Genomic DNA, 22,868 nt, shown 5'->3' with positions numbered 1-22,868 from the left:
AATCTTCTACAATTCAGTAATATAAAATGATTAAACAATCGTTTGCCTAATATATAACTTGAATTTAAGATAATCAAATAAAATTAATACTTGTTAGGTTCTTTTGATTTTTTTGAAATGAATTAACTACTTTTTTCTATTTAAGTAAAATTAATTTTTTAGTTTCCGAAAAATTGTCAGTTTTAAGTTGATAAAAATAAATTCCACTTGGTAAATTTTGTGCTTCAAAGGTAACTTCATAATTTCCGGGATTATGATATTGATTTATTAGTGTTTTAACTTCTTTTCCCAAAATATCAAAAATTACTAATTCCACATTTGACTTTTCACTTTTCACTTGCGACGGAATTGAATATTTTATTTTCGTTGATGGATTAAACGGATTGGGATAATTTTGGGATAATGAATATTCAGTTGGCAAATTTTCATCTTCATTTATGGAAATTAAAAAATCAGATTCTATTGCTCCCATATCCGGAGCAAAACCTATATATTCATCAGCAGACAAATTAATTAATGTGTCACCTTCCCAAACTAAAAAAGAAGTTCCGGAATTTACGCACGGAGAATTTTCAGTTAAACTATAATCAAAAGGTTCTCCACCAATAAACATCGGATCAGAATCAGTATTACCGAATAACCAATTTATTCTTATACTATCCAAATTATCTATATTATTTCTTCCTCCAACTAAATTTGAATTTGAAATTGTTAATTCCGAATTTGGTAAAAATCCTTTTCGTAATTTTATATTTTTTGGTTTATTATTGTAAATGATGCAATTAATTACTGATACTTTTTCCCCATTAATTAAAATTCCAGCAGAGCTAGTTTGGTTTTTCGAAATATTCTCCGCAACAGTTAAATTAGTTAGTTTAACATTTTCAGCCAAGCTAATAGCTAATCCAGCTCCATCATTTTCTGAAGTATTATTTTTGATTAACAAATCTTTAAGTAAAATATTTTTACCGGAAACTGAAATTCCACTTCCGTTCAAATCATATCCGTTCTGAATTGTTAATTTTTCAACATTTACATTTTTATTTTTAGGATTAATTTTTATAAGACTATTTTTATTTTCTCCATCAAGAATTGTTTGATCAACTTTATTACCAACTAAGGATATATTATCTCGTAAATAAATTGGAAATGTTTCATCATTTGTCGAACTTGAATATACACCTTGAAGTAAGTTTATTATTCTCTGATTTACAGAATCTGTTTTTGCAACTAAATTTGCAAAAGAAATTGTTCTCAATGGTGAAATTGGTAAAATTCCATTATTTGAATCTGAGCCATTTGGTGAAACATATAAATCTGAATTTACCGAATTGAAAATTGAATGCTTAAAATTAAAACTGATTTTATCAATAATATTTATATGATATTTTTCCGGTTCAGAAACTGTTACTGTATCTAAACTTATAATATTTGGAAATTTTGAATTAATTATTTCAAAATGAATATCCGTACTTCCCAAATTTGCTTTATTTAGAAAAATACTATTGTTCATATTGTCATTTAATTCAATTGCGAAATTAGAATAAATTCCTCCTCCAATATTTTCTGCAGAATTATTTTTAACAACTATATTTGAAAATTTTATTTGTTCATTTCCGGGATTTATAAAAAATCCACCGCCGTTATTTTGACTAATGTTATTTTCAATAATTGAATTATTTATTTCGATTTGTGAACTATCTAAAGAAATTCCACCGCCATCAATTTTGGAAATATTATTACTTATTTTAGATGAATCAATTTTTAAAAATGAATTATTCTTTATAAATATTCCTCCACCATTGCCGCTTGGAGCAATTGCAGCATCAGAATTCCACAAAATATTGTTTTTTGTAATTTCACAATTTAGAATTGTTATGTTTGAATTATTATCAAGTAAAAGTCCACTTCCTCCAATTCCATTTTCAGAAATATTATTAAATATTTTTGTGTTTATTATTTTCAATTTAGAATTATAACTTAAAATTCCCCCACCGGAATTTGATTTATTATTTGAAATTATCGCATCACTAATTTTCGCATTTGAATTAATTATAAAAATTCCACCGCCGTTTCCGTTTTTCGATTCATTTTCAGTTATAATTAAATTTTCAAAAATAACTTTTGAATTATCTCTGCATAAAATTCCGGCACCGTTACAGTCTTCAACTGCATTTCTTGTAACAATTAAATTCTTCAAAGTTGCAGAAGAATTATTCCTAATTGTAATTCCCCCTCCGTGCAATGTATCAGAATAACTAATTCCTTCTCTTATGGTAAATCCATTTAATTCTGCTGTTGAATCTTCACCGTTTTCAAAAGTTACAACACAGCCTTGCAGCATTCCGCTAATGATTGTGCTTTGAATGTAGGATGAATCTTTCATTTCCAAAAAGTAAGACATAACGACAATTTTTTTTCCTTTGAAATTTATATTCTCATAATAAATTCCCGGAGGAACTAAAACCGTATCGCCATTTTTACTTTTATCAATTAGCTCTTGTATTTTGGGAATGCTTTTTGTTGATTCTAAAATTTCTGAAAAATGAATTGAATAGAATAAAATTATTATTAAAAATATTTGAAAAATATATCTCACAGAAACTCTCCAATCTTCATGTATTAATTACAAACAAATATAATTGAAATGTAAAGTAATTATAAGTTATAAATTTTACAACCTTTATGAAGTGATTTATTGCAATTTGAATATTGTGAAATGCTTAATTATTTCTTAGAAAATTTATAAGTTCTTCCGGATTATCAGTTTGAATTCCATCACAATTTAACTTAATAATATTTTTCCATTCCTCTACGGTACCATTTTTTTCATCTACAAAAACTCTAATATTTTTATTGTGACAAATTTCAACAAATTCGGAATCTAACTGACTCATATCTGTAGCAATTAATTTAGGATTTGTTTGTAAAATTAAATATAACAAATTTTCTTTCAGTTCCGGATCCGGCATTGGAATACATTCTTTGCAAACTTCTTTTAGATTTTTAATTTCGTTTAAATATGAAAAAGGAATATACCAAAGAACATTTTTCTCCATTTCATATTTTTTAATTATCGTTGAAATTTCTTCAACGAATGGTTCCTTCAAATCCAAATAAATTCCGATTTTATTTTTACATAATTCCAATATTTCTTCCAAAGTTGGAATTTTTTCATCATCATTAATTTCAGCAGACTTATTAGATATATTCATTTTCTTTAATTCATAAAGTGTATAATCACTTACATCTCCATAAATTCCTTTAACATATTCATCAATTTGGGAATTGTGAATACTTACAAATTTTCCATCCTTAGTTATTCTAATATCAATTTCAATGAAATCACATCCAAGTTCTATAGCTCTTTTATATGCTGCAATTGTATTTTCCGAAAAATTTTTATGAGCTCCACGGTGAGCAATAACATAAGTATTTCCATTTTTAGGTTTTGCGAAATCTAATATTTCAACAGTTTTTTGAGCAATAAGAAAATTCGTAATATTTAGAAAAAACAAAATGAGAATTATATTTTTTCTTTGTTGAAATATATTACTACTCAATTGGAGTTCCGTCTTTTGTCCAAATAGTTAAATTTGTTAAATCATTTTTATCTTTTTTTCTGAACACAAATATTGAAGTTAATAATGAAGTTGTAAATAATAAAATATGGCCAACCATTCCGGTATAATATAAATCAAATGGAATAATCATTGATTGCGGAAGTAAATTTCTTTCTGAAAGAATTACCCAGACAGAAAATATAACTGTTACAACTATTCCAACCCAGATTGATTTTGCATTAACTCTAGTAGTAATAAATCCTAATAAATACATTCCAAAAACTCCACCCATAACAACAGAGTTCAAAATTGTTATTGCATCTTGAAGAGTTTTAGTTTCGGTTTCAACCAAAATTATTGCACCCAAAATCATAATTATTGAAGTAACTGTTGCAATAATCCATGCAACAATAAGATAGTGTTTATCTTCTCTATTTTTAACGAAATGTCTTCTGTAAATATCGTTTACACCAACTGTAGAAATTGCATTTATACTTGAATCCAACGATGACATTGCTGCAGCTAGAACAGCACTTAGAACAATTCCCGGAATTCCAACCGGTAAATAATTCAGAATAAAATACGGCATAATTCCTTCTGCTTTTTTATCTCCTGTTAACATTGCATGAGCTTCTGGTGTTGGAAAAACTTGGAAGAATGCATACAATGCAGTTCCTATAAACATAAATAAAGCCCAAATTGGAATATTCATAATTCCAATTGTAACCAATCCTTTGCGAGCTTCTTTCATACTTTTCGCTGCCGCATATTTTTGTATTACATTTTGGTTTGTTCCAAATTCTTGAAGCCAAACTGTTAATCCAACCAACAGCATCATAAGTCCTGATTTATCTGTTAACGTAAATTTCCATGGAACATGCTGTAAAGTTCCATTTGTTAATTCGGCAACAGCAAATTTGTTGTTTGCATTTGCAATTTCAAAAATTTGACCGAAACCGCCAGGTAGATCAATTACTATTACTGCTAAAATTATTAAACCGCCAAATATTAGCGTAATTGTTTGCATAACATCCGTCCATAATACAGCTTCAATTCCACCTAAAACGGTATATATTGATACAACAATTCCCATTAATAATATACTTTCAAGTGCACCAAGCCCGGTAATTTCATACATTAAAAGTGAAACTAAAAATAGAATAAGAGCTAATCTAACACATTGACCTATAATAAATGTTACAGCTCCATAGACTCTTATTGATGGGCTAAATCTATCTTCCAAATATTCATAAGCAGAAATTGTTTTTTTTCTTCTATAAAAAGGTAGGAAAAAATACATTGCAAGAATTACTCCAATAGGCAATGCTAAATTTGGCAAAAATCTTAACCAAGCAGTTTTAAAAGCATCCGCTGGATAAGCTAAAAAAGTAATTGAACTTATAGAAGTTCCAACCATTGCTAAACCAATTACCCAGCCTTTATAAGATCTTCCTCCAACAAAATAATCTTCGGTTGTTTTAGTTTTTTTACTGAAATAAATACCAATTCCAAGAACTGCACCTAAATATATCACAAGGGTGATAATATCGACCCAATGTAATTTCATAAAAACTCCGTAAGAATAAATGAAAATTTTAGAAACAATTTATTAAAAAATTTTAGTGAAATTTGAAATCTTATAATTTATCAAATATCAATTATAATTTAGACAATCGTTTGTTTATCTTCAAATAACAATGGTGAGATTTTTAATACAATTTAAATTTTTGTACAATTTTTATGAAATAACATTGCAAAATCTTCTTCAAAAACAATTACAAATATTAGGTATAGGATTTTACTATTTTATAAAAGAATTGAATTTTTCCATAATTTCTTTCCAATTCGTAAATACAATTTCCTCATCAATTAAAAATTGTTTTACAACTGGATCAGAAAATAATTGAGCTTCCCAAACTCTTTGCTGCCAAGAATTTGTAATATTCTTTAAATTTTCAGATTCAATTGAAGGATGGAAAATTATTTCAGTTAAACCGGCGGGCAATTCCTTAATATGATTGAAAAAGTTTTCTCTTTTTTCTTCATAAGTATTTCCGTTTGGCACACTTGAAAAGAAATCTAACTTTGGCAATTTATATTCATTTACAGATTGAATAACATTTTCATCAATCGGATAACCAGCACTTCTAAAATGTTCGGCAACTTCAGCTTTAGATAAATCAATTGCATTTGCCGGAATATTGTATTCTTCTGCAACTCTAAAAAAAACATTCACAAATGCCGCTGAGCCATAAAGAGTTCCCATATGAGTATCAATATGATTTGGTTTCATTCCCAAAGAAACTGCCTTATCTATTTGTGCTCTAATTTCTTTTTCAACTTCAGTCGGAGTTGCATTTGCTATAACTTCTTCAACACTTCTGTACATTTTATTTTGTTCATCAAGCAAACCAGGAACTAAATTGGAATCAGCAACAGTTCCCCATCTATAAGTTTTCCATTCACTTGTTAAAGTTAAATGCAAACCAATATCTTTATTTCTATTATTTGCAGCCCACAAAATTGCATTATTTGCATTCGGACAAGGAACCATAATTGCTGCACTTAGAATTTCACTTTTTTCAAGATATGCGATTGCTGCAGTATTTGCTTCTTCACACATTCCAACATCATCCGCATGAAAAATTAAAACTTTTTTCCCTTCCGGAAAACCTAATTTTTCTGCCCAATTATTTCCTTTTAATTCTTGAGCAATTAATGATTCACTATCTGAACAAGCTAATAAAGAAAAAATTGTAAATAACATAATTATTACAATATTGTTTTTATGAATTTTGAATTTAAAAATGTTTTTCATTTTATTCCAAAGAAAAATTTTTAATTATATAATTTTCTTATTTATCGGATCCCATTCCACTTTTCTATTTTCTACGTATGATTTGTGAACCATTAAAACAGAAACAGTATCGATAAATGCTTTTTCTATATCGCATCCGGTTTTGCCTCCATTACGAATTACATCAATCCATTCTTTTACATGCAAATGTGTGATATCAATATTTTTTCCATTTATATTTGTATCAATCAATCCTCGCTCGGCATAATATTTTTCTGTTGCAGATGTTACTCCATCAATTTTTAATTTTGAAATTTCCGGGAAAGTATAAAATGGTTTGGAAGGATCTATAATTCCGTTAGAAATTTTATCTTTAAATTGTGTTGAATCATCATTTGCAATTAATTTTAGATCTCCGCCGACTTCCATACTTGCATCATGTCCCATAAAAACTCTTCCACGAGATCTGCTATTTGCAAGTGAAGCTGAATACAACATTGTAAATTGACGATCCGGAAATTCTAAAACTGATTGAAACGTATCCGGCATATCACGATCTTCTTTGAAAAAATAAATTCCTCCGGAAGATGTTACAGATTTAGGAATTCCAAATCCCATTATTTGATTTAGCGCATCAACTTCGTGAGAAAACAATTGCCCGGCAAGTCCGGTATCATAAGAAAACCAGCGAGCCCATCCGTAATATCTTTCCAGACTAAATGGAATTTTTGGAGTATTCCCAAGCCATTGATCCCAATCAATTGTTTTTGGTGATCCTGGTTTTGGTTTCCCACTTGAATCAAGATGTCTAATCCAAGCGCCTTCTTTACTATTTCGGTTTGTTGTTGTTTCAACTAAAGTAACTTTGCCGAGAAGATTTTTATCAATAATTTCTTTCGCTTTTTTAAAAGTTTCATTCTTACTGTTTTGATGACCTAATTGAAAAACAATTTTACTATTCTTCACAGTTTCATAAACTTTATTAAGTTCATCTTCTGTTAAAGTCATTGCTTTTTCACAATAAACATGTTTACCGGAATTTACTGCGTCAATAGTCATTTGCGCATGATGAAAATCCGGTGTTGCAATAATTACTGCATCAATTTCCGGATTGGCAAGCAAATCTTGATATCGCAAATATCTTTTAACATTTTTTAAATTTATCGGTTCGCTGTTTGGCTGAATTCCATTTGATGCAATTGTGATTGCTTTCTCAGCTCTCATATCAAAAACATCGCAAATTCCAATAATTTGAACATTTAATAATGTTTGATTTTGATAAGAAGCAATTCTTGATTTTGCACTTTCATCACCACTTTTTGCTTTTTTGCTTAAACTATTATATTCACTTGGATCAACAAATCCGGCGGCTTTTAATAATGCAATTCCTCTTCCGCCAACTCCAATAATTCCAATTTTTATAACATCGCCTAAACTTTTTTCGTTATTATTTGAAATAACTTTAGGAGAATCTTTGCTTAATCCTAAGTTAAGATGAACAGCTTTATCTTTTAATCTTTCAAACGATTTCTTTTTCCAATAATCATAAGCAAATACACCAAGAATTGGAACAGTCGAGAGTCCTTTTAATAAATCTCGTCTCGAAACTTTTTTATTTTCAGATGAATCATTCTCTAACATTTGTAACTCATTTTGTTTTTTTTAACAAAAAATCAATTCCAAAAATTTGACTTGTTGGAAAAATTGCAATTACTAAAAAACATAAAAATTCTATTACATTTTTATCGATTAACATTTGGTTATTTAGAAATGGCGGAACAGTTATGTAATACATAAATAAAAGAAAAGCTCCAAAATATGCAGCAACTTTTGAGTAGAGTCCTATTATTAAACTTATTCCAATAAGAATTTGTCCCCAAATGTTTAGCAAATCCGTAATTCTTAAATAAGTTTGGTTGTTGGCAAGCGAATGAAAGAAATCAGTATAAATCCAATTTGCTTGTAATAGAAATGGCGCAGATGTCCAAGTTTCATTTAATAATTTATCAATTCCTTCATACAAGAAATGATAACCGAGCACTAATCGTAAAATCAGCAAAACTGCAGTTTGAATAATCGAGTATTTCATAACAAATAATTCTAAATAAAAAATTAAAATGGAAAATTAACTAATTCGTTTCAATTAATTGAGGGAATTGAGTATTAGTTCCCAAATCCATTATTCTAATATTTTTCCATTTAATTTTTACACCCGGCGTTTCCATTTGATGAACTTGCAGAGCAATAAATCCATCCTTAGTTAAAGAATCTTGCAAATTAGCGGCCGGAACTCCGTTTAGCCAAGTTTTAATTGAATTTCCCATTGCCTCAATATGAAGTTTATTCCAATCATTATGAATAAATGCTTTGCGCGCAGCTTCATTATTTCTTAGATCGTAAAGCCAGCCGCGTCTTGCTTCATCATAAATTCCCGCACTCCATGCTCTTTCAGATGGATCAATTTCAATTTGATATCCGTGAACTCTTCCATTCATATATGATTCAATGCTATTGCTTCTTATTTGTATTCCGGAATTCATTCTATCATCTACTAAAAATTCAACTTCAAAAATAAAATTTGCATAGTTCTGCGTGGTGCATAAAAAAGTGTTTGGTGTATTCTTCCCGGAAATTCCAACTATCATATTATCTTCAATTTCATAAATTGCTTCACCACCGCGTTTTTCCCATCCATCTAAATTTTTACCATTAAACAAATATTCCCATTCCATGTTTAATTTATTTCCGGTAAAGCCAAGCGAAAATAAGCAAATCATCAATAAATATTTTTTCAGCATTACTTATTCCTTATTAGTTAGTTTTTGAAAAATTATTATAACACTCTTCAATTTTTTCTTTACTAAGTTTTCCATTTTGAATTAATATTCTATAATTAAAAGTTACAGATTTACCAGAATCTAATTTAAAATTTAACTCTTCTTTTCCTTTGCTGAAAGCTTTTTGACCTAAAGGATTAGCGGCGAAAAGTCCATATCCACGCGCATGCCAATATGTTGGAAACCCAACATTTTCAGGATTATCAAAAATTACAACTGTAACTTCCTTTTCATCAATTGTTCCACTTAATGAAACCCAACGTGCACGTGTTGACCAAACATCATCGCCTTCAATTCCTTCACTACTAACATAATGACCACTAACTCCGGTATTATCTAAAACTGGAACATCTGTTTTTTTTCCGTATGAATCACTTAAAGTTACCGGTTCATTACTCGGATGCTCTAACTGCCGTGCAACACGAATCGCAATCATTCCTTCTTTATTATCTTTGAAAAGAACCGTTTCTTTTTGCGCTGTTAATGTAACTTCTCTATCAATAATTCTTGCATCCGTATTAGCAATAAAATTTAAATTTGTTTTTTCTTTTAGTAAGATTTCTCCATCCGGTTTTAACCAATTTGCAGAAATAACTAATTGACCTTTTCCATTTCCGTTTTGCATTTGCAGAATTTCACCATGTCGGATTGTACCCATTTCTTTTTTTCGTTCTTCGGAAATTGCATCGGAATTATTCCAAAAATCCAATCCATTTACATCTCCGTAATTAAACCAAGCCCCAATGTGGTGAGGATGATCAACACGTTCTTTTGGTTTTGGATAAAGCGGAAATCCTCTAGTAACAGCAACTCCATTTGCAGAAATTAATGGAAATAAAACAGTCTTTTTTAATACCGAAATTTTATCATCATAGATATAAGATGTGAAAAGATTTCCATCAATCAAAACATCAATTTTTTTTGAATCTTTATTATCAACAATTTCTATATGATTCATTGATTGATTTAAATTGTTATTGGCACAACTTAGTAGTAACATTGCAGAAATACTTAAAAATATTATTTTTAGTTTCATAATTATGCATCCACTATTTTTTGTTCTGATTCATCAAACTTTACTTTTTTACCTCTCAACAAGGATTCTGTAACCATTAAACTTGCAACCGAATGATTATAACCAGCTTCTATTGGAGCATTTGGTTGTTTTCTGCTTCTTAAACATTCCATCCAATTTAGCATATGATTTGTTGTATCAGAATCGGTTCCGGTATTTGCGCTTGTAACAACTTGTGAAGCGGTTTCTGCCAAATTAAAATCAGCTAAGAGATTTTCTTTTAAACCAAACTCAGGATATTTTTCCGCGTGAGATTTCGTTAAACCCCCATTGGATGTAACTTTATTGGTATCCAAATTTAATTCACCACCATTTGAATAATAAATTTCTTTTACTCCACCGGCTGAATTTGTAAATCTAGATGAATAAACTACTTGGAATCTCTTAGTCGGATCTGGATCGTTTGATGGACCATATTCTAAAATTGCAGTTAAAGTATCGGCATTTTTCCTACCGTCATTCCACATATAAATCCCGCCACTTGCAATAACATTCAAAGGATAATTAAAACCAGTAAACCAATGAACTGTATCAATTTGATGAACCATCCATTGCCCAGGAATGCCAGAAGAATAAGGCCAGAATAATCTATACTCACAATAAATTCGTGGATTAAAAGGAACTTTTTCACGATTTATTAAAAATCTATTCCAATCTACATCTGTTTCTTTTAAACCGGCAACAACATCGGGAAGCCGCCATCTATCTGGCTGATTTACATTCCAAGACATTTCAACAATTTTTATTGGACCAAATTTTCCAGATTTAATATATTTTTCTGCAGTTTGATAATTATTACCACTTCTTCTTTGCGAGCCAAGTTGAACAATTTTTCCGGTTTCATTAACAGCTTTAAGAACCATAATATTATCATCCATAGATTCTGCTAAAGGTTTTTCTACATAAGCATCTCTTCCGGATTTAACAGCTTCAGTGGCATGATATGCATGTTGAAAATCAGCTGTACTAATAATTACAGCATCAGTTTCCGATTTTTCATAAAGTTCTTCATTATTTCTGTAACCAGTAATTTTTGTACCTTGCATTTCGGATAAATATGCTACTCCTTCATCTCTTCTTTTATTCCAAATATCTGAAACAGCAACAAATTCCATATTTAAATTTTTTGAATGAGCATTAAAAGCTTTACTTAATGACCCTCTAAATCTTCCGGAGAAACCAATTACACCAACTCTAACTCTATCATTTGCTCCAATAATTCTGTTATAATGCATTGCATCGGTTACTATAATTTTTGATTCTGATTTAGCAATTGTTGAAGTTGTATTAACTAATGATTGACCAACCGTAATTGCGGCTGTGCCTAATCCGACTTTTTTAATAAATTCTCTTCTGTTGGTTTTCAATGTTACCTCACTTTTTATTAAAAGATAAATAAGTAATTCAAATAAAATTATTTTAGTATTTTGATCTTAATATTTCTATACCAACAATCACTTCCATGATCTTGTAAAACAATATGAGCAATTTTGTGCTTGATAAAATCATCATGTTTGGAATATTTACTTTTCATAAATAATTCAAAAAATTCTTTCGAATCCAATTCATATTCAACAACTTTTTTACCGTTAAGCCAATGTTCGCCGTGATTTCCAGTAAATATAATTTTTGCAGAATTAAATTCACCAACCGGTTTCAGTGTTTTGTCTTTTGCTTCAATTAAATCGTATAAGGAACCTGATCTGTGCGATGGAATTGCATTATCAGTATTTTTTTCATCATCTAAAACTTGATATTCAAAACCAAGTGCATTGGAGGAGCCATTTATTATTGAATAGTTTTCATCAACATTATATTTAATTCCGCTATTTCCGTTTTCGCTAATCTTCCATTCAAATATTAATTCAAAATTTTCAAATTTGTTTCTTGAAATTAAATCACCGCCCTTTAAAGGTTGGCCATCTGCTCTTAAAGGAACATCACCACTTTTAATTTTTCTAATGCAACCATTTTCAATTTTCCAATGTCCACTTGGAATTGAATCAATTCCTATTCCTTTCCAACCATTAAATGTTTTTCCGTCAAATAATAATTCCCATCCATCTTCTATTTCACTTTCGGATAAAATATTCAAATTATTCGAACTATTTTTTTCAACTTTATTTACAAATGTTGAACATGATAAAATCAACAAACTGCAAATTAAGCAAAGTAATTTCACAAACATAAATTTCTCCAGCTAAACTATTTTGTAATACTAAAATTATCAAGAATTTTTCCTTCTTGATTTATTGCTTTAAATTCTAACTTATTATTTTCTATATTTATAAGATTATACAAATATTCACCCCCAAACTGAACTTCAACATAATCTTCCATTTCGCGAGGTCTATCATTATCATTTGTTGATATTGAAATAACATATATGGTTCCATCTGAAGCTGAATTTACCGGCCGATTATTAAACATTGGTTTTGATCTCATATAATAATGAACGTGACCGCTAAAAACTATATCAACATGATATTGATCAAATAAACTACACCATTCCTTTTTAATTACTGGATAAACTTCATCATTAGAATATGGTGGAAAATGTATCATCACAAATTTCCATATAGCATTAGATTCACTTAATTGCTTTTCAATCCATTTTGTATGCATTTTAAATGGAGCAGTTACATCAATCATTAAGTAAAAGGTATTTTGATATTCAAAACTATACGTAGTTTCTAAAGGCAAATTATCAGGACCATTTTTGGGAAAATTAAATAAATCTTGATACATCCAAGAACCAAGTCCATCTTGACTATCATGATTTCCGAGCGTTGGCATTAGCGGTTTATTCTTAAAAACTTTTGATGAATAATTGAATAATAAATCCCACTCATCTCTGTGTAAACCTGTGCTTACCAAATCTCCGCCAATTGAATAAAATGCCGCATTAGGATTATTCTCATGAGCAATTTCAACAAGTTCACCAAATCCCTTTGATTTGTGTGTATCTCCAAAATAAACAAACGAAAACGAGTTTTCCGAATTTGAAGCAGTTTTAAATTCAGCGGTATCGCTCCAAATATTTTTCTCTTTATTTCCAACAATATAATTATATGTTTTTCCAGATTGTAAATTTTCCAATTCTGCTGTAAAATGATTTATATATCTATCATTTTGAAGAAGTCTGTCCTCAATTATTTTTACATTTGCAATTTTTTCAAGAAATTCAGATTGCGGATTATTATCTTTTAACCAATATCTTACAACACCATTATTTATTGAATTATTTGTTCTCCATTGTATTGATTGAGATGATGAAGGATTTCCGCTCCATGTTAAAATTATTTGATCCGGTTTTTCGGATGACGGAAATTCAGTTTTACGAAATGCATTTATCAGATGTGCTTCTCTTGCTCTTCCTCGAACTGTTGTTAATAATTTACCACCTTTTAAACTTCCCGGAACTTCAGTTAAAACTAATTCATCCCAATCGTGATAAGTAAATGAACCGATATCCATTAAAGAAATAAATTGATTTTCCGGATAGCAATTTAATATTTCAAGTTTATCAAATTTATTCTGAGGTTGTACAGAAACAAAATAATGTGGTCTATGTTTATCAAAACCATTTATTCCCAAATTGACTCTCCCAATTGAAAACTTTTTCTGCCAAACTATATAGTTGGAATGTTCATTTTTAACTTCAAGCTCAGTTTTTGTAAAGCTGGATTCAATCAACCAAAACGGAATTGTTGATTGTGATTTATCTTGCATAATTGAAACAACAACTGGAACATTCACATCAAACATCCAATGTTTTGTTGCAAGAATCTCTAAATCATTTTGTGTTAAAAGTGATATTATTTTTTCTTCATTAAGATTTGCCAATTCAGCTTCGGAAAATTCATTGTACAATTTTGTAACTAAATCATCAATAACATTTTTAACTAATCTTTCACTTTGAGCATTTATCCAAAAACTTATACATAAGAAAATAATTAATATTTGAGCTTTACTCTTAAATATAAACATACTCATACTTTCATTTTTTATTAAAACAATTTGATTGTTATTAGATCATTTTTTCCCAAATATGCCTTTGTTCAATCAACGCTTTAACTTTATCAACCGGTTCAGTTCTGCATTCCAATAATATCCATCCATTGTAGTTTTCTTTTTTTAGTAAAGTAAATAATTGGTTGTAAGGATAATCACCAATATTTAATTCCCTAATATGAACAGTATCGCCTAAATATTTTTTAACCAGATTGAAATTGTATTCCAAACCATCGCCAATTAAGTCCTCCGGATTTGAATTCCAACATACTTTTACATTTGGATGTTTTGCAATATCCATAATTTCTTTAATATTTGGTAATTCTTGTGTTTCTTTTCCGTGAACTTCAAGTCTAATTTGTTGATTAAAATTTTCTGCAAACATACCTAATTCGTGTAAAGATTTTCCTATTTGTTCAATAGTATTTTCTTTAGGGATTTCCTTATGAAATCCATTTGGCTTAACTTTAACACCGCTTCCACCAATATCATAGCTTAGTTTTATAAATTCTTTCGTAATTTCAATAGAGTTTCGTAATTCGTTTTGATCCATATAATCAAATTGCTGATTTGTTCCCATTCCCAGAATTTTAACTTTGCTATCCGAAAACTTTTTTTTTACTTCTTTTCTTTCAAATTTTGATAAATTTATATCCACTTTATGAGCGTGTTCAACACGTAATTCAACACCATAAATTTCGGCAAGTTCACAATTTTTTATTAATGAAATAATATCCCAATCTTTTCCCCATTGATAAGTAACAAGACCAAGTTTCATTGAATTTTTATTATTGTTCTCAGAAATTGAATTGAAACCGGGAATCAATAATGCAGTAGATGAAGCAGATAAATATTTTATAAATTCTTTCCGTGAAATTCTATTTTTCATTAATAAACTCAAAACATTAACCATATTTAAACTTATAAATTAAAATCAGCAAACCCAACGGAAGAACAAAAACTTGAGAAAGTATTATTGCGGCATCTGATGTTAATATTCCGTAAGTCATCCAAAGAATATTATTAAGTGAAATTAAAATAAATGTAGGAAGAGAAAGAGATCTTGTGTTTCTGGTTTTAATTGTTTGAATTGCTTGAGGAACAAAAATTAAAGCCCCTATTGATGCTGCCATATAACCAACAATTTCAGCAATTCCCATAATTCCCTTTTACAAAATTTAAGCAAAAATATTTAGTGGTAGTTTTTGAAATAAATTTGAAAAGTTTTATATAAAGTTATAACTAATTCCCATTTGCCAGGATTCTTTCATCTGAGCCATAATTGATTCAGATTTTTTGAAAATAAAATTATATGTAAAACTTACATTCAGCCAGCTATTAACTTTGGCTACCATTTTATTATCCCATCTTACATCCCAAACATCAATTTCTTCAAATCTTGTAAATAATATTAAATTGGATTCAGCAACAATATTATCATCCAAATTGAATTTCGCATTGGTTACACTTTCAAAACCAGTTTCAAATTTATAAGATTCTTCCTTATCTATTGTTTCCACATCGTTTGTATATTTTCTATAATTCTCAGCAGTTGTATGTTGAAGTGCAATTCCCAATCTTGTTTGCAATGCAGAAAGTCTATCATACGTAAAACCTAAGCTTTGTGTAATAATTGCCGGATCAAAAAAATCCGAAACTTTTACTGGTGTTGGTCCAGTATAATCAAATCCGGTAGTTAATTGTGTTCTTAGGGAATTACTAAAAAATGGATCAACTTTCCAATTTGCATGATATGAAAGAATTTGATCTAAATAAATTTCATTTTCATTTGTTCTAATATCATTACCATTAAATTTTGTTCTTCCGTACAACGAACGGAATTTTGTTTTAAAACCTAAAACTTCATCTTCATAGTTTAGATTAAAATCCATATTTAGTGTCCAAGTAAGAGAATTTTCGCCGCCTTTTGTCCAATTACTAAATGCAATTTGACTAAAATTTAATCCACCAATTAAACTTGGAACCCATTTATAATTTGTTGTATCTGAAGTTTGCGAAAATAAATTTAGGATTATTAGAAAATTAAATATTGTAATGTTTAAAAATTTTTTAACTAAACTTTTCATGATGTATAAATCTTTAGAAATGCAATCGATTGTTTACTTAAGTTAAAGATAAACAATCATTTGCATAATGTCAATTAAAGAGTATTAGAAACAAATTTATAACTTTTTTTTACATAATAAATCAATAATTTCTTCTTCATTTGCTGTTCCGGTTTGAAATAATTTTTGAACTGTTACTGCTGCAGCTAGATTTGCTAATTCTATTGTTTCTTGAAGTGTACATTTTGAACCTAAAGCACATGCAATTGCAGAAAAAACTGTATCGCCTGCGCCGACGATATCCAATTCACAATCTAATTTTATTCCGGGAGTTTCAAAGAATCCAGTTTTATCAAATGCAATAATTCCATTTTCTCCTCGAGTTATAAAAACCGGTTTTTTGGTTTTTGAGTTCAATTCAGTTGCAATTTTCTTTAATTCATCCGGAGCCAATTCTCGATCTTCAAGATAATTATTGAATGCCAAAAATGAAGCTTCTTTATTATTTACTTTATAACAAACATTCTTAAATTTTGATGCAAAATGTCGTGAGTCCAAAATGAAAGTCTTATTCGGATTGTTTGTAATAATTTCGTTTAATCCATCTATAAATCTGAGATTTGTTATACTTCCCGGAACTTGTTGATTAATTACAAAAATATCTAAATCATCTATAGAGTTTTTAATATTTTCAAGCAATGTATCATCAGAATTTTTGGACCTAATATTATAAGTTCCGAAATCAATTCTTGGTTGCTCTTTTCCATTCAAAATCAATTTTGAAAATGTATAAGAATCGAAATTTTCGGTCTGTTGTACAAAACCATCAATATTTGCATTCAAGTATTTTAACTGAGAAATCATTTCTGCACCAAAAACATCATTTCCATAAATTCCAAAAAGTCTTAATTCCTTTGGTTTTAAAGCGGCAATATTTGCGGCAACATTTGAAGCTCCACCAAGAGAATAATTTTGCTTTTTTACTGCTTGAGCCTGCAATCCGGTTTCAAGTGATATTTCAGAACCTCTCGGATCTAAAATCCAATAAACATCGAGACAAAAGTCGCCATATAAACCAATTTTTATTTCATTTATTTTAGTAAATATTTCTTTAAATCTTTCCAAACTTGTTTGCATAATAAATCCATAATTTTTGATTTTATTTTATTGTTGAAAATTTATATATAGTTTTTGAAGAATAAATTTCTCCCGGTTTAAGTAATGTTGAAGGAAAATTCGGTTGATTTGGTGAATTTGGGAAATGCTCAGTTTCCAAACAAACTCCGGTTCTCTTTAAATACTTAACTTCATTCTTCCCAATAAAAGTTTCTTCTAAATGATTTCCGGAGTATAATTGAACAGCTGGTTCTGTTGTAAACATTTCAACTAATCTTCCGCTATTTTGTTCATAAAGATTTGCTTGATGTTTTAAACTTCCATCAAAATTTTTAAATACCATACAATGATCATAGCCAAATCCATTTTTCAATTGATCATCTTTAGAATTTATTCTTTCACCAATTTTTGTAGAATTCATAAAATCAAATGGAGTTTCAGATACTGATTTTATTGTTCCAAACGGAATTGCTAAATTATCAATCGGAATATATTTATCAGCATTTATCCAAACTTTATGATCTAAAATTGTATTTTGAAAATCGCCGGATAAATTAAAATAAGTATGATTCGTTAAGCAAACATGAGTTGATTTATCAGTTGTCGCAGAATATTCAATAATTAGTTCATTATCCTTATTTAAGGAATAAATAACTTTTGTTTCCAAATTTCCTGGATAACCTTCTTCTCCATCTTTACTCAAATAAAATAAATTTACTGAAGTATTTTCATTTGAAGAATTTTCTTCATACTTCCAAACAACTTTATCAAAGCCAGTAAATCCGCCATGCAAATGGTTCTCACCTTCATTTGTAGATAAATTATATTTTGTTCCATCAATAATAAAACTAGATTTACTTATACGATTGCTGTATCTTCCGCAAATTGCACCAAAGTATGGAGTTCGTTTTAGATAGTCTTCCAAATTATCATAACCCAAAACAATATCTTCAAACTTTCCAAATTTATTTGGAGTAATTAATGACTGAATTATTCCTCCATAGTTTGAAATATTAATTTTAATTCCATTATCATTTGTTAATGTGAATAAATATATTTTTTCAGATTTTTTTGAGAAACCCCAAAGTTTTTTTTCGATATTCATAATTCTCTTAAAATTTACTTTACTCTTTTACCCAATTTTCATCAAATGAAACATGTTTAATTGTTCTTTGCATTTCAGATAAGTGATAAGAATAAGTTAAATGAATTTTTTCATCATTTGTTTGAATTACTGATGGGTAAGCAAAAGAACCTTTTCCCTTTTCTGATTTTTCAATATACCTTTTCCAGTACCAAGTTTTACCTTCATCATCAGAAAGTGCTGCAGCAAGCTGATGTCTTCCTTCAACTGTGTCATTGAAAATTAATAACCAGTTTCCGCTTTTTAATTTTAGAGCTTCCAAACTTGAGCCTGGATTTGGAATTTCAGTTTTTTGAGAATAACTCCAACTTACTCCATTATCATTTGAAAAACTTTGCATAATGCTTCCCGGATAATCTCCGTCATTTCTCATAAATGCTACAAGTGAACCATCATTTTTTTGTACAATACTTGGCTGACTATTTCCTCGTCCAACAATTGGCAAACTGTTTGTCCAAGTTTTGCAATTATCATCAGAGATTGCAATCATTGCTAAATTAAATCCATCAGAATATATTGGCATTAAAATTCTTCCATTATTTAAAATTGTTGGGTGAGTTCTTGTCATCCAGCCAATTGTTCTTTTCTTATTATCTTTAGCAGCTTCAATAATCATAGTTTCATATTTGGGAGCATATTCTGCATAAACCATTTCGGATCCTTCATTTGAATTAAATTGATCTTCAATTGTTTTCGCGAAATTATCATCCGGTGTAAATAAAATAATATCTTGCCATTCCCATTCGGGAGCAACATTCCCAGAATATTTTTTTGTTGATTTAAATTTTAGAATTGAAGTTTCCCATTTATTTGCTTGCACAACAATCCAAAACAAAAATAATTCATTTTCGGGATTTAAAAACAACATCGGATTGCAATCCGGATGATTTGGTGTATCAGCCATTAAAAAAGGTTTGCTCCAATTCATTTCGCCTTTTTTTAATCTTGCTCCATTAATTACAACATCATTTGCCCATCTTTCGCCACTACCTTGAAACCAGCAAGAAAGCAAATCGCCATTGGGTAATTCTACAATTGAACTCGAATGAACATGTTTTTCTTGAAAAGGAAAAATATTTTTTTCAATAATTTTATTTTGTGCTACTAAAAGGATATTTAATGAAAAAGTAATTACAAGAAGAATTAAAAATTTCATATTTACTCCAAATAAGAATTTTATTTCATTCATTAAAATTATTTTGCATTTATTATTTGCTTATGAAAAGCTTCAACATGCGGTTTACCTGCTTCAGCAAAATGAGTTATTACTTCACGTTTAACAATCTTAATGATTTTTTCATAAGTTCCATCATATTTGAAATTCTTTTCACAGCCAAAATCTATCGGAATATCTTTTTCAAAATCTGGTAAATGTATAGTATTATCTAGACTTTCACCAAGTTTAAAAGGTCCAATAATTTTCTAATCTTTCAGCCACTCATTTATTTTTATAAATTCTGACTGAGTAAAATTACAGCTAACAATATTTAGTAAAATAATTGCAAATACATTTTGAAATATTATATTTCTCATAAATAATCCAAATAGAAAATTATTTATTGTTTAAGTGACCTTCCTTAAAATCATCTTCATTATCTATTTCCGGTGACTCATTTAACGATTCCCATCTAAATTTAACATCATATGGATCAAGAGCTTTTTGCGGATCAAAAATTCTTTTATCAACCATTTCAACTTTGTAAGGTGTAAAATTTGGTTTATCAGTAAAGAAATCTTGAAGTAATGTTGCTGTTGCATCAAACTGATTAAGAGGAGGCATATCTAAAATTAAATATATAGTTTTTAAAATTGCTCCAAAATTTGCATGTGATTTCGAAACATAATTTCTTTTTACCCATGGGCTGATCATCATTAATAGAGATCTATGTGCATCAACATGATCAACACCGGCTTGAGCATCATCTTCTGTAACAATTATTAACATTTCTTTCCACCATTTTGTATGACTTAATTTTTGTAAAACTCTTCCCAATGCTAAATCATTATCAGCTAAATATGATTGACGATATGGATAACCATCGTGTGGTCGTTCTCCAGACATATGATCATTTGGAATCATCATAGTAATTAATGAAGGAAATTCTTCTTTGCCGGAAAGCCATTTATCTTCTAATTCTTCCTCAAACATATCAATTCTAAATTGATCCGGTATACTTGTATTATATGTTGCATATTTTCTTGAAGTTCTATTATACAAAGGTAAAGGAAGTGGGAAAATTACTCCCATTTTAACCCCGGAATATTTATGCCATTGCTCTTCTTCAGCTCCAGTAAATTCAAATCCCAAGCCAAAATTAAAAAAGTTTATACCGTGTCTTGCTAAATGTTCCCACATTCCTCCGGCTTCGTTGTAATCTTCTGGGTATACAGCTCCGGAAGCACCCGATACAAATTTTCTGCCTGGTGCGGAACTAAATAAATTTTGAGAAATTTTCATAGAACTATTTAATTCTACCCATTCATTTGGATAAGTTCCAACCATCCATCTATGTCCGTGAACTGAAGCATCAGAATCACAATAAAAATTATCACTAACGGCAAACTCTCTTGCCACTTTTTGATGATTGGGCATAATGTTAACTTTATCATATGTTATAGTTTTATCATTATTGCTTACAGTTGCATTAAGACCATATTTAGCAATAGTTACATCACCTTTTGCGTTTTCTAATTCTCCATAAATTTCATCAAATGTTCTATTTTCCTTTGTGATATATACAATATGTTTTATCGGACTTTTTCTTAATCCCGATAATGGCGGTAAAGGGTTTTTCTCATCATCGGATATTTCAATTTCTCTAAATGTATTATTAATTACTTGATCAGTTGATTTTGATAAATCAACATCACTTAAATTTATTTTCTCAAACGAACCTAACATTATATCACCGACATACGTACCTTGAACTGGAACAACAAAATCTTTTCCACCATTTGGACCAGAGCCATAGCCTCTTGCAGTAACAACATACAAAGATTTATCATCAGGGGATATTTCAAGTTTTGTTGGGAACCAACTTGTTGGAATGTAACCCAGAACTTTTTCACTAATTGCATCAACAACTGCAACTGCATTTAATCCACTTAAAGCAACGTAAAGTTTTTTTTCATCGTTACTTAATTTAATTCCAAAGGGAATGAGTCCTCTAAAAGAATCAATCTTTTTTGAAATATTTAATTTTATTATCCTAATAATTTTTCCAGTTTTCGGATTTAAAATTGATATGTTATCATTCGTTGCATTTGTTATAAAAACTTTTTCTTTTCCGGCAGCAATTGAGTTTGGGCTTGAACCGCCTTCAACTTCAATACCTTCAACCATTTCACCCATTCTATAACCGGTTTTTTCTTTTGCAATTATTTCATTTGTCGATAAATCAATTGTCCAAACAGAAACAGCTTCTGGAACATGTGGACTTCCCAAACCGGGAATATATTTACCATCAATTGTAACACCATGTTCTGCTTCTTTTGAAGGAACACCATAAGGAGGAAAGTCCAAACCTTTTTCTTCAATATTTTTTTTATCTAATTCTGGAACTAACGGATAATCATAAATTCCGGTATTTGCTACATATGCAAATTTCTCATCTTTTGATATTTCTAATCCCAATGGGAATCTGCCCACTTTTAAACTTAGAATAACTTTTTCAGTTTTTAAATCAACAATTACAAATCGGAAATTAAATTGATCAAGGACAAATAGTTTTGAATTATCCCCAGAAAGTTTTATATCGCCAACAAAACTATCCTCATACTTAATTTTATTAAAAGTTCCATTTAATGAAATTCGTTTTTCACTTTTTAGGTTTTTTAGATTAAAATAAATCAAGTCACCGCTATCACCTCCGCTTAAATATGCATAAGAATTATTCTTCAAAATTGCCGCGCCCATATACGAACCTTTTCCTTCAAATGGATTGGCATGTTTACCTTCATAATCTGGAAGTCTAATAATTCTATCAGAATTAATTTCTATGAATGTTAGTACATTATCATGAACAGCTAAAGCAATTGAACCATCCGGCGAAAGTGTTAAACCGAATGGATCATTAGTTATTCTTGATACTTTACCAAATGGTGTTACTGTTCTTCCACTTGGTAAAACTGATTCACCATTTTCAACTATTTGACAATATTTATCAAAACCTGGTGGTTGTAATATTTTTATTTTTTGTGATTGTGAACATGATAAAGCAACAAAAGCAAGACAAATAACAAATACTCTTTTCATA

The 22,868-nt window shown here is 29.4% G+C and carries 18 protein-coding genes; all 18 read right to left on the bottom strand.

All coding sequences use genetic code 11. From position 1 onward, the window contains the following. Positions 1–136 precede the first annotated feature (136 nt). The 18 genes from IPM32_13560 to IPM32_13475 all read right to left on the bottom strand — a co-directional run bounded on the left by IPM32_13560 (position 137) and on the right by IPM32_13475 (position 22,867). A complete protein-coding gene (locus IPM32_13560; GenBank protein MBK8946279.1) occupies positions 137–2,599 on the bottom strand; it encodes a right-handed parallel beta-helix repeat-containing protein in 2,463 nt (820 codons plus the stop codon). Between the two features lie 124 nt (positions 2,600–2,723). Next, entirely contained in the window at positions 2,724–3,563 is an 840-nt protein-coding gene (locus IPM32_13555) for a glycerophosphodiester phosphodiesterase family protein (GenBank protein MBK8946278.1), read from the bottom strand. Beyond that, a complete protein-coding gene (locus IPM32_13550; GenBank protein ID MBK8946277.1) occupies positions 3,556–5,130 on the bottom strand; it encodes a sodium:solute symporter in 1,575 nt (524 codons plus the stop codon). The genes IPM32_13555 and IPM32_13550 overlap by 8 nt, the downstream gene beginning before the upstream one ends. A 234-nt stretch (positions 5,131–5,364) precedes the next feature. Then, positions 5,365–6,381 (bottom strand): polysaccharide deacetylase family protein, encoded by a 1,017-nt coding sequence (locus IPM32_13545; GenBank protein MBK8946276.1) that lies wholly within the window; start codon positions 6,379–6,381, stop codon positions 5,365–5,367. A gap of 24 nt (positions 6,382–6,405) precedes the next feature. Beyond that, positions 6,406–8,001: a Gfo/Idh/MocA family oxidoreductase gene (locus tag IPM32_13540; GenBank protein MBK8946275.1), complete on the bottom strand. Its 1,596-nt coding sequence runs from the start codon at positions 7,999–8,001 to the stop codon at positions 6,406–6,408. A gap of 7 nt (positions 8,002–8,008) precedes the next feature. Further along, the gene (locus IPM32_13535) at positions 8,009–8,449 is read right to left on the bottom strand and encodes a DoxX family membrane protein (protein MBK8946274.1); all 441 of its coding nucleotides are present in this window, start codon (positions 8,447–8,449) and stop codon (positions 8,009–8,011) included. 40 nt (positions 8,450–8,489) lie between these two features. Then, positions 8,490–9,137, bottom strand: coding sequence for a DUF1080 domain-containing protein (locus tag IPM32_13530; protein MBK8946273.1), 648 nt, complete (start codon positions 9,135–9,137; stop codon positions 8,490–8,492). A 34-nt stretch (positions 9,138–9,171) separates the two neighbouring features. After that, complete coding sequence (locus IPM32_13525; protein MBK8946272.1) at positions 9,172–10,233, bottom strand: PmoA family protein; 1,062 nt, start codon at positions 10,231–10,233, stop codon at positions 9,172–9,174. Between the two features lie 2 nt (positions 10,234–10,235). Then, positions 10,236–11,507, bottom strand: coding sequence for a Gfo/Idh/MocA family oxidoreductase (locus IPM32_13520; GenBank protein ID MBK8946271.1), 1,272 nt, complete (start codon positions 11,505–11,507; stop codon positions 10,236–10,238). A 179-nt stretch (positions 11,508–11,686) separates the two neighbouring features. Beyond that, entirely contained in the window at positions 11,687–12,460 is a 774-nt protein-coding gene (locus IPM32_13515) for a DUF1080 domain-containing protein (GenBank protein ID MBK8946270.1), read from the bottom strand. Positions 12,461–12,477: 17 nt separating this feature from the next. Beyond that, on the bottom strand, positions 12,478–14,262 hold the full coding sequence (locus IPM32_13510) for a metallophosphoesterase family protein (GenBank protein MBK8946269.1): 1,785 nt from the start codon (positions 14,260–14,262) through the stop codon (positions 12,478–12,480). Positions 14,263–14,302: 40 nt separating this feature from the next. Further along, complete coding sequence (locus IPM32_13505) at positions 14,303–15,175, bottom strand: TIM barrel protein (protein MBK8946268.1); 873 nt, start codon at positions 15,173–15,175, stop codon at positions 14,303–14,305. 16 nt (positions 15,176–15,191) lie between these two features. After that, on the bottom strand, positions 15,192–15,446 hold the full coding sequence (locus tag IPM32_13500) for a glutathione synthetase (GenBank protein MBK8946267.1): 255 nt from the start codon (positions 15,444–15,446) through the stop codon (positions 15,192–15,194). Between the two features lie 66 nt (positions 15,447–15,512). Next, the gene (locus IPM32_13495) at positions 15,513–16,373 is read right to left on the bottom strand and encodes a DUF3078 domain-containing protein (protein MBK8946266.1); all 861 of its coding nucleotides are present in this window, start codon (positions 16,371–16,373) and stop codon (positions 15,513–15,515) included. Positions 16,374–16,469: 96 nt separating this feature from the next. After that, positions 16,470–17,489 carry a hypothetical protein gene (locus IPM32_13490; GenBank protein ID MBK8946265.1) on the bottom strand — a complete coding sequence of 340 codons (1,020 nt, stop codon included), beginning with the start codon at positions 17,487–17,489 and terminating at the stop codon, positions 16,470–16,472. Positions 17,490–17,511: 22 nt separating this feature from the next. Then, positions 17,512–18,573, bottom strand: a complete 1,062-nt coding sequence (locus IPM32_13485; GenBank protein MBK8946264.1) for a galactose mutarotase — start codon at positions 18,571–18,573, stop codon at positions 17,512–17,514. 19 nt (positions 18,574–18,592) lie between these two features. Further along, the gene (locus IPM32_13480; protein ID MBK8946263.1) at positions 18,593–19,768 is read right to left on the bottom strand and encodes an exo-alpha-sialidase; all 1,176 of its coding nucleotides are present in this window, start codon (positions 19,766–19,768) and stop codon (positions 18,593–18,595) included. Between the two features lie 396 nt (positions 19,769–20,164). Then, positions 20,165–22,867, bottom strand: a complete 2,703-nt coding sequence (locus IPM32_13475) for a bifunctional YncE family protein/alkaline phosphatase family protein (GenBank protein ID MBK8946262.1) — start codon at positions 22,865–22,867, stop codon at positions 20,165–20,167. Between the last annotated feature and the right edge of the window lies 1 nt (position 22,868).

The sequence above is a fragment of the Ignavibacteriota bacterium genome (assembly GCA_016716225.1).
Classification (GTDB): Bacteria; Bacteroidota; Ignavibacteria; order Ignavibacteriales; family Melioribacteraceae.
The sequence above is the reverse complement of the archived record's forward strand: the minus strand, read 5'-3'. Positions and strand labels throughout refer to the sequence as shown.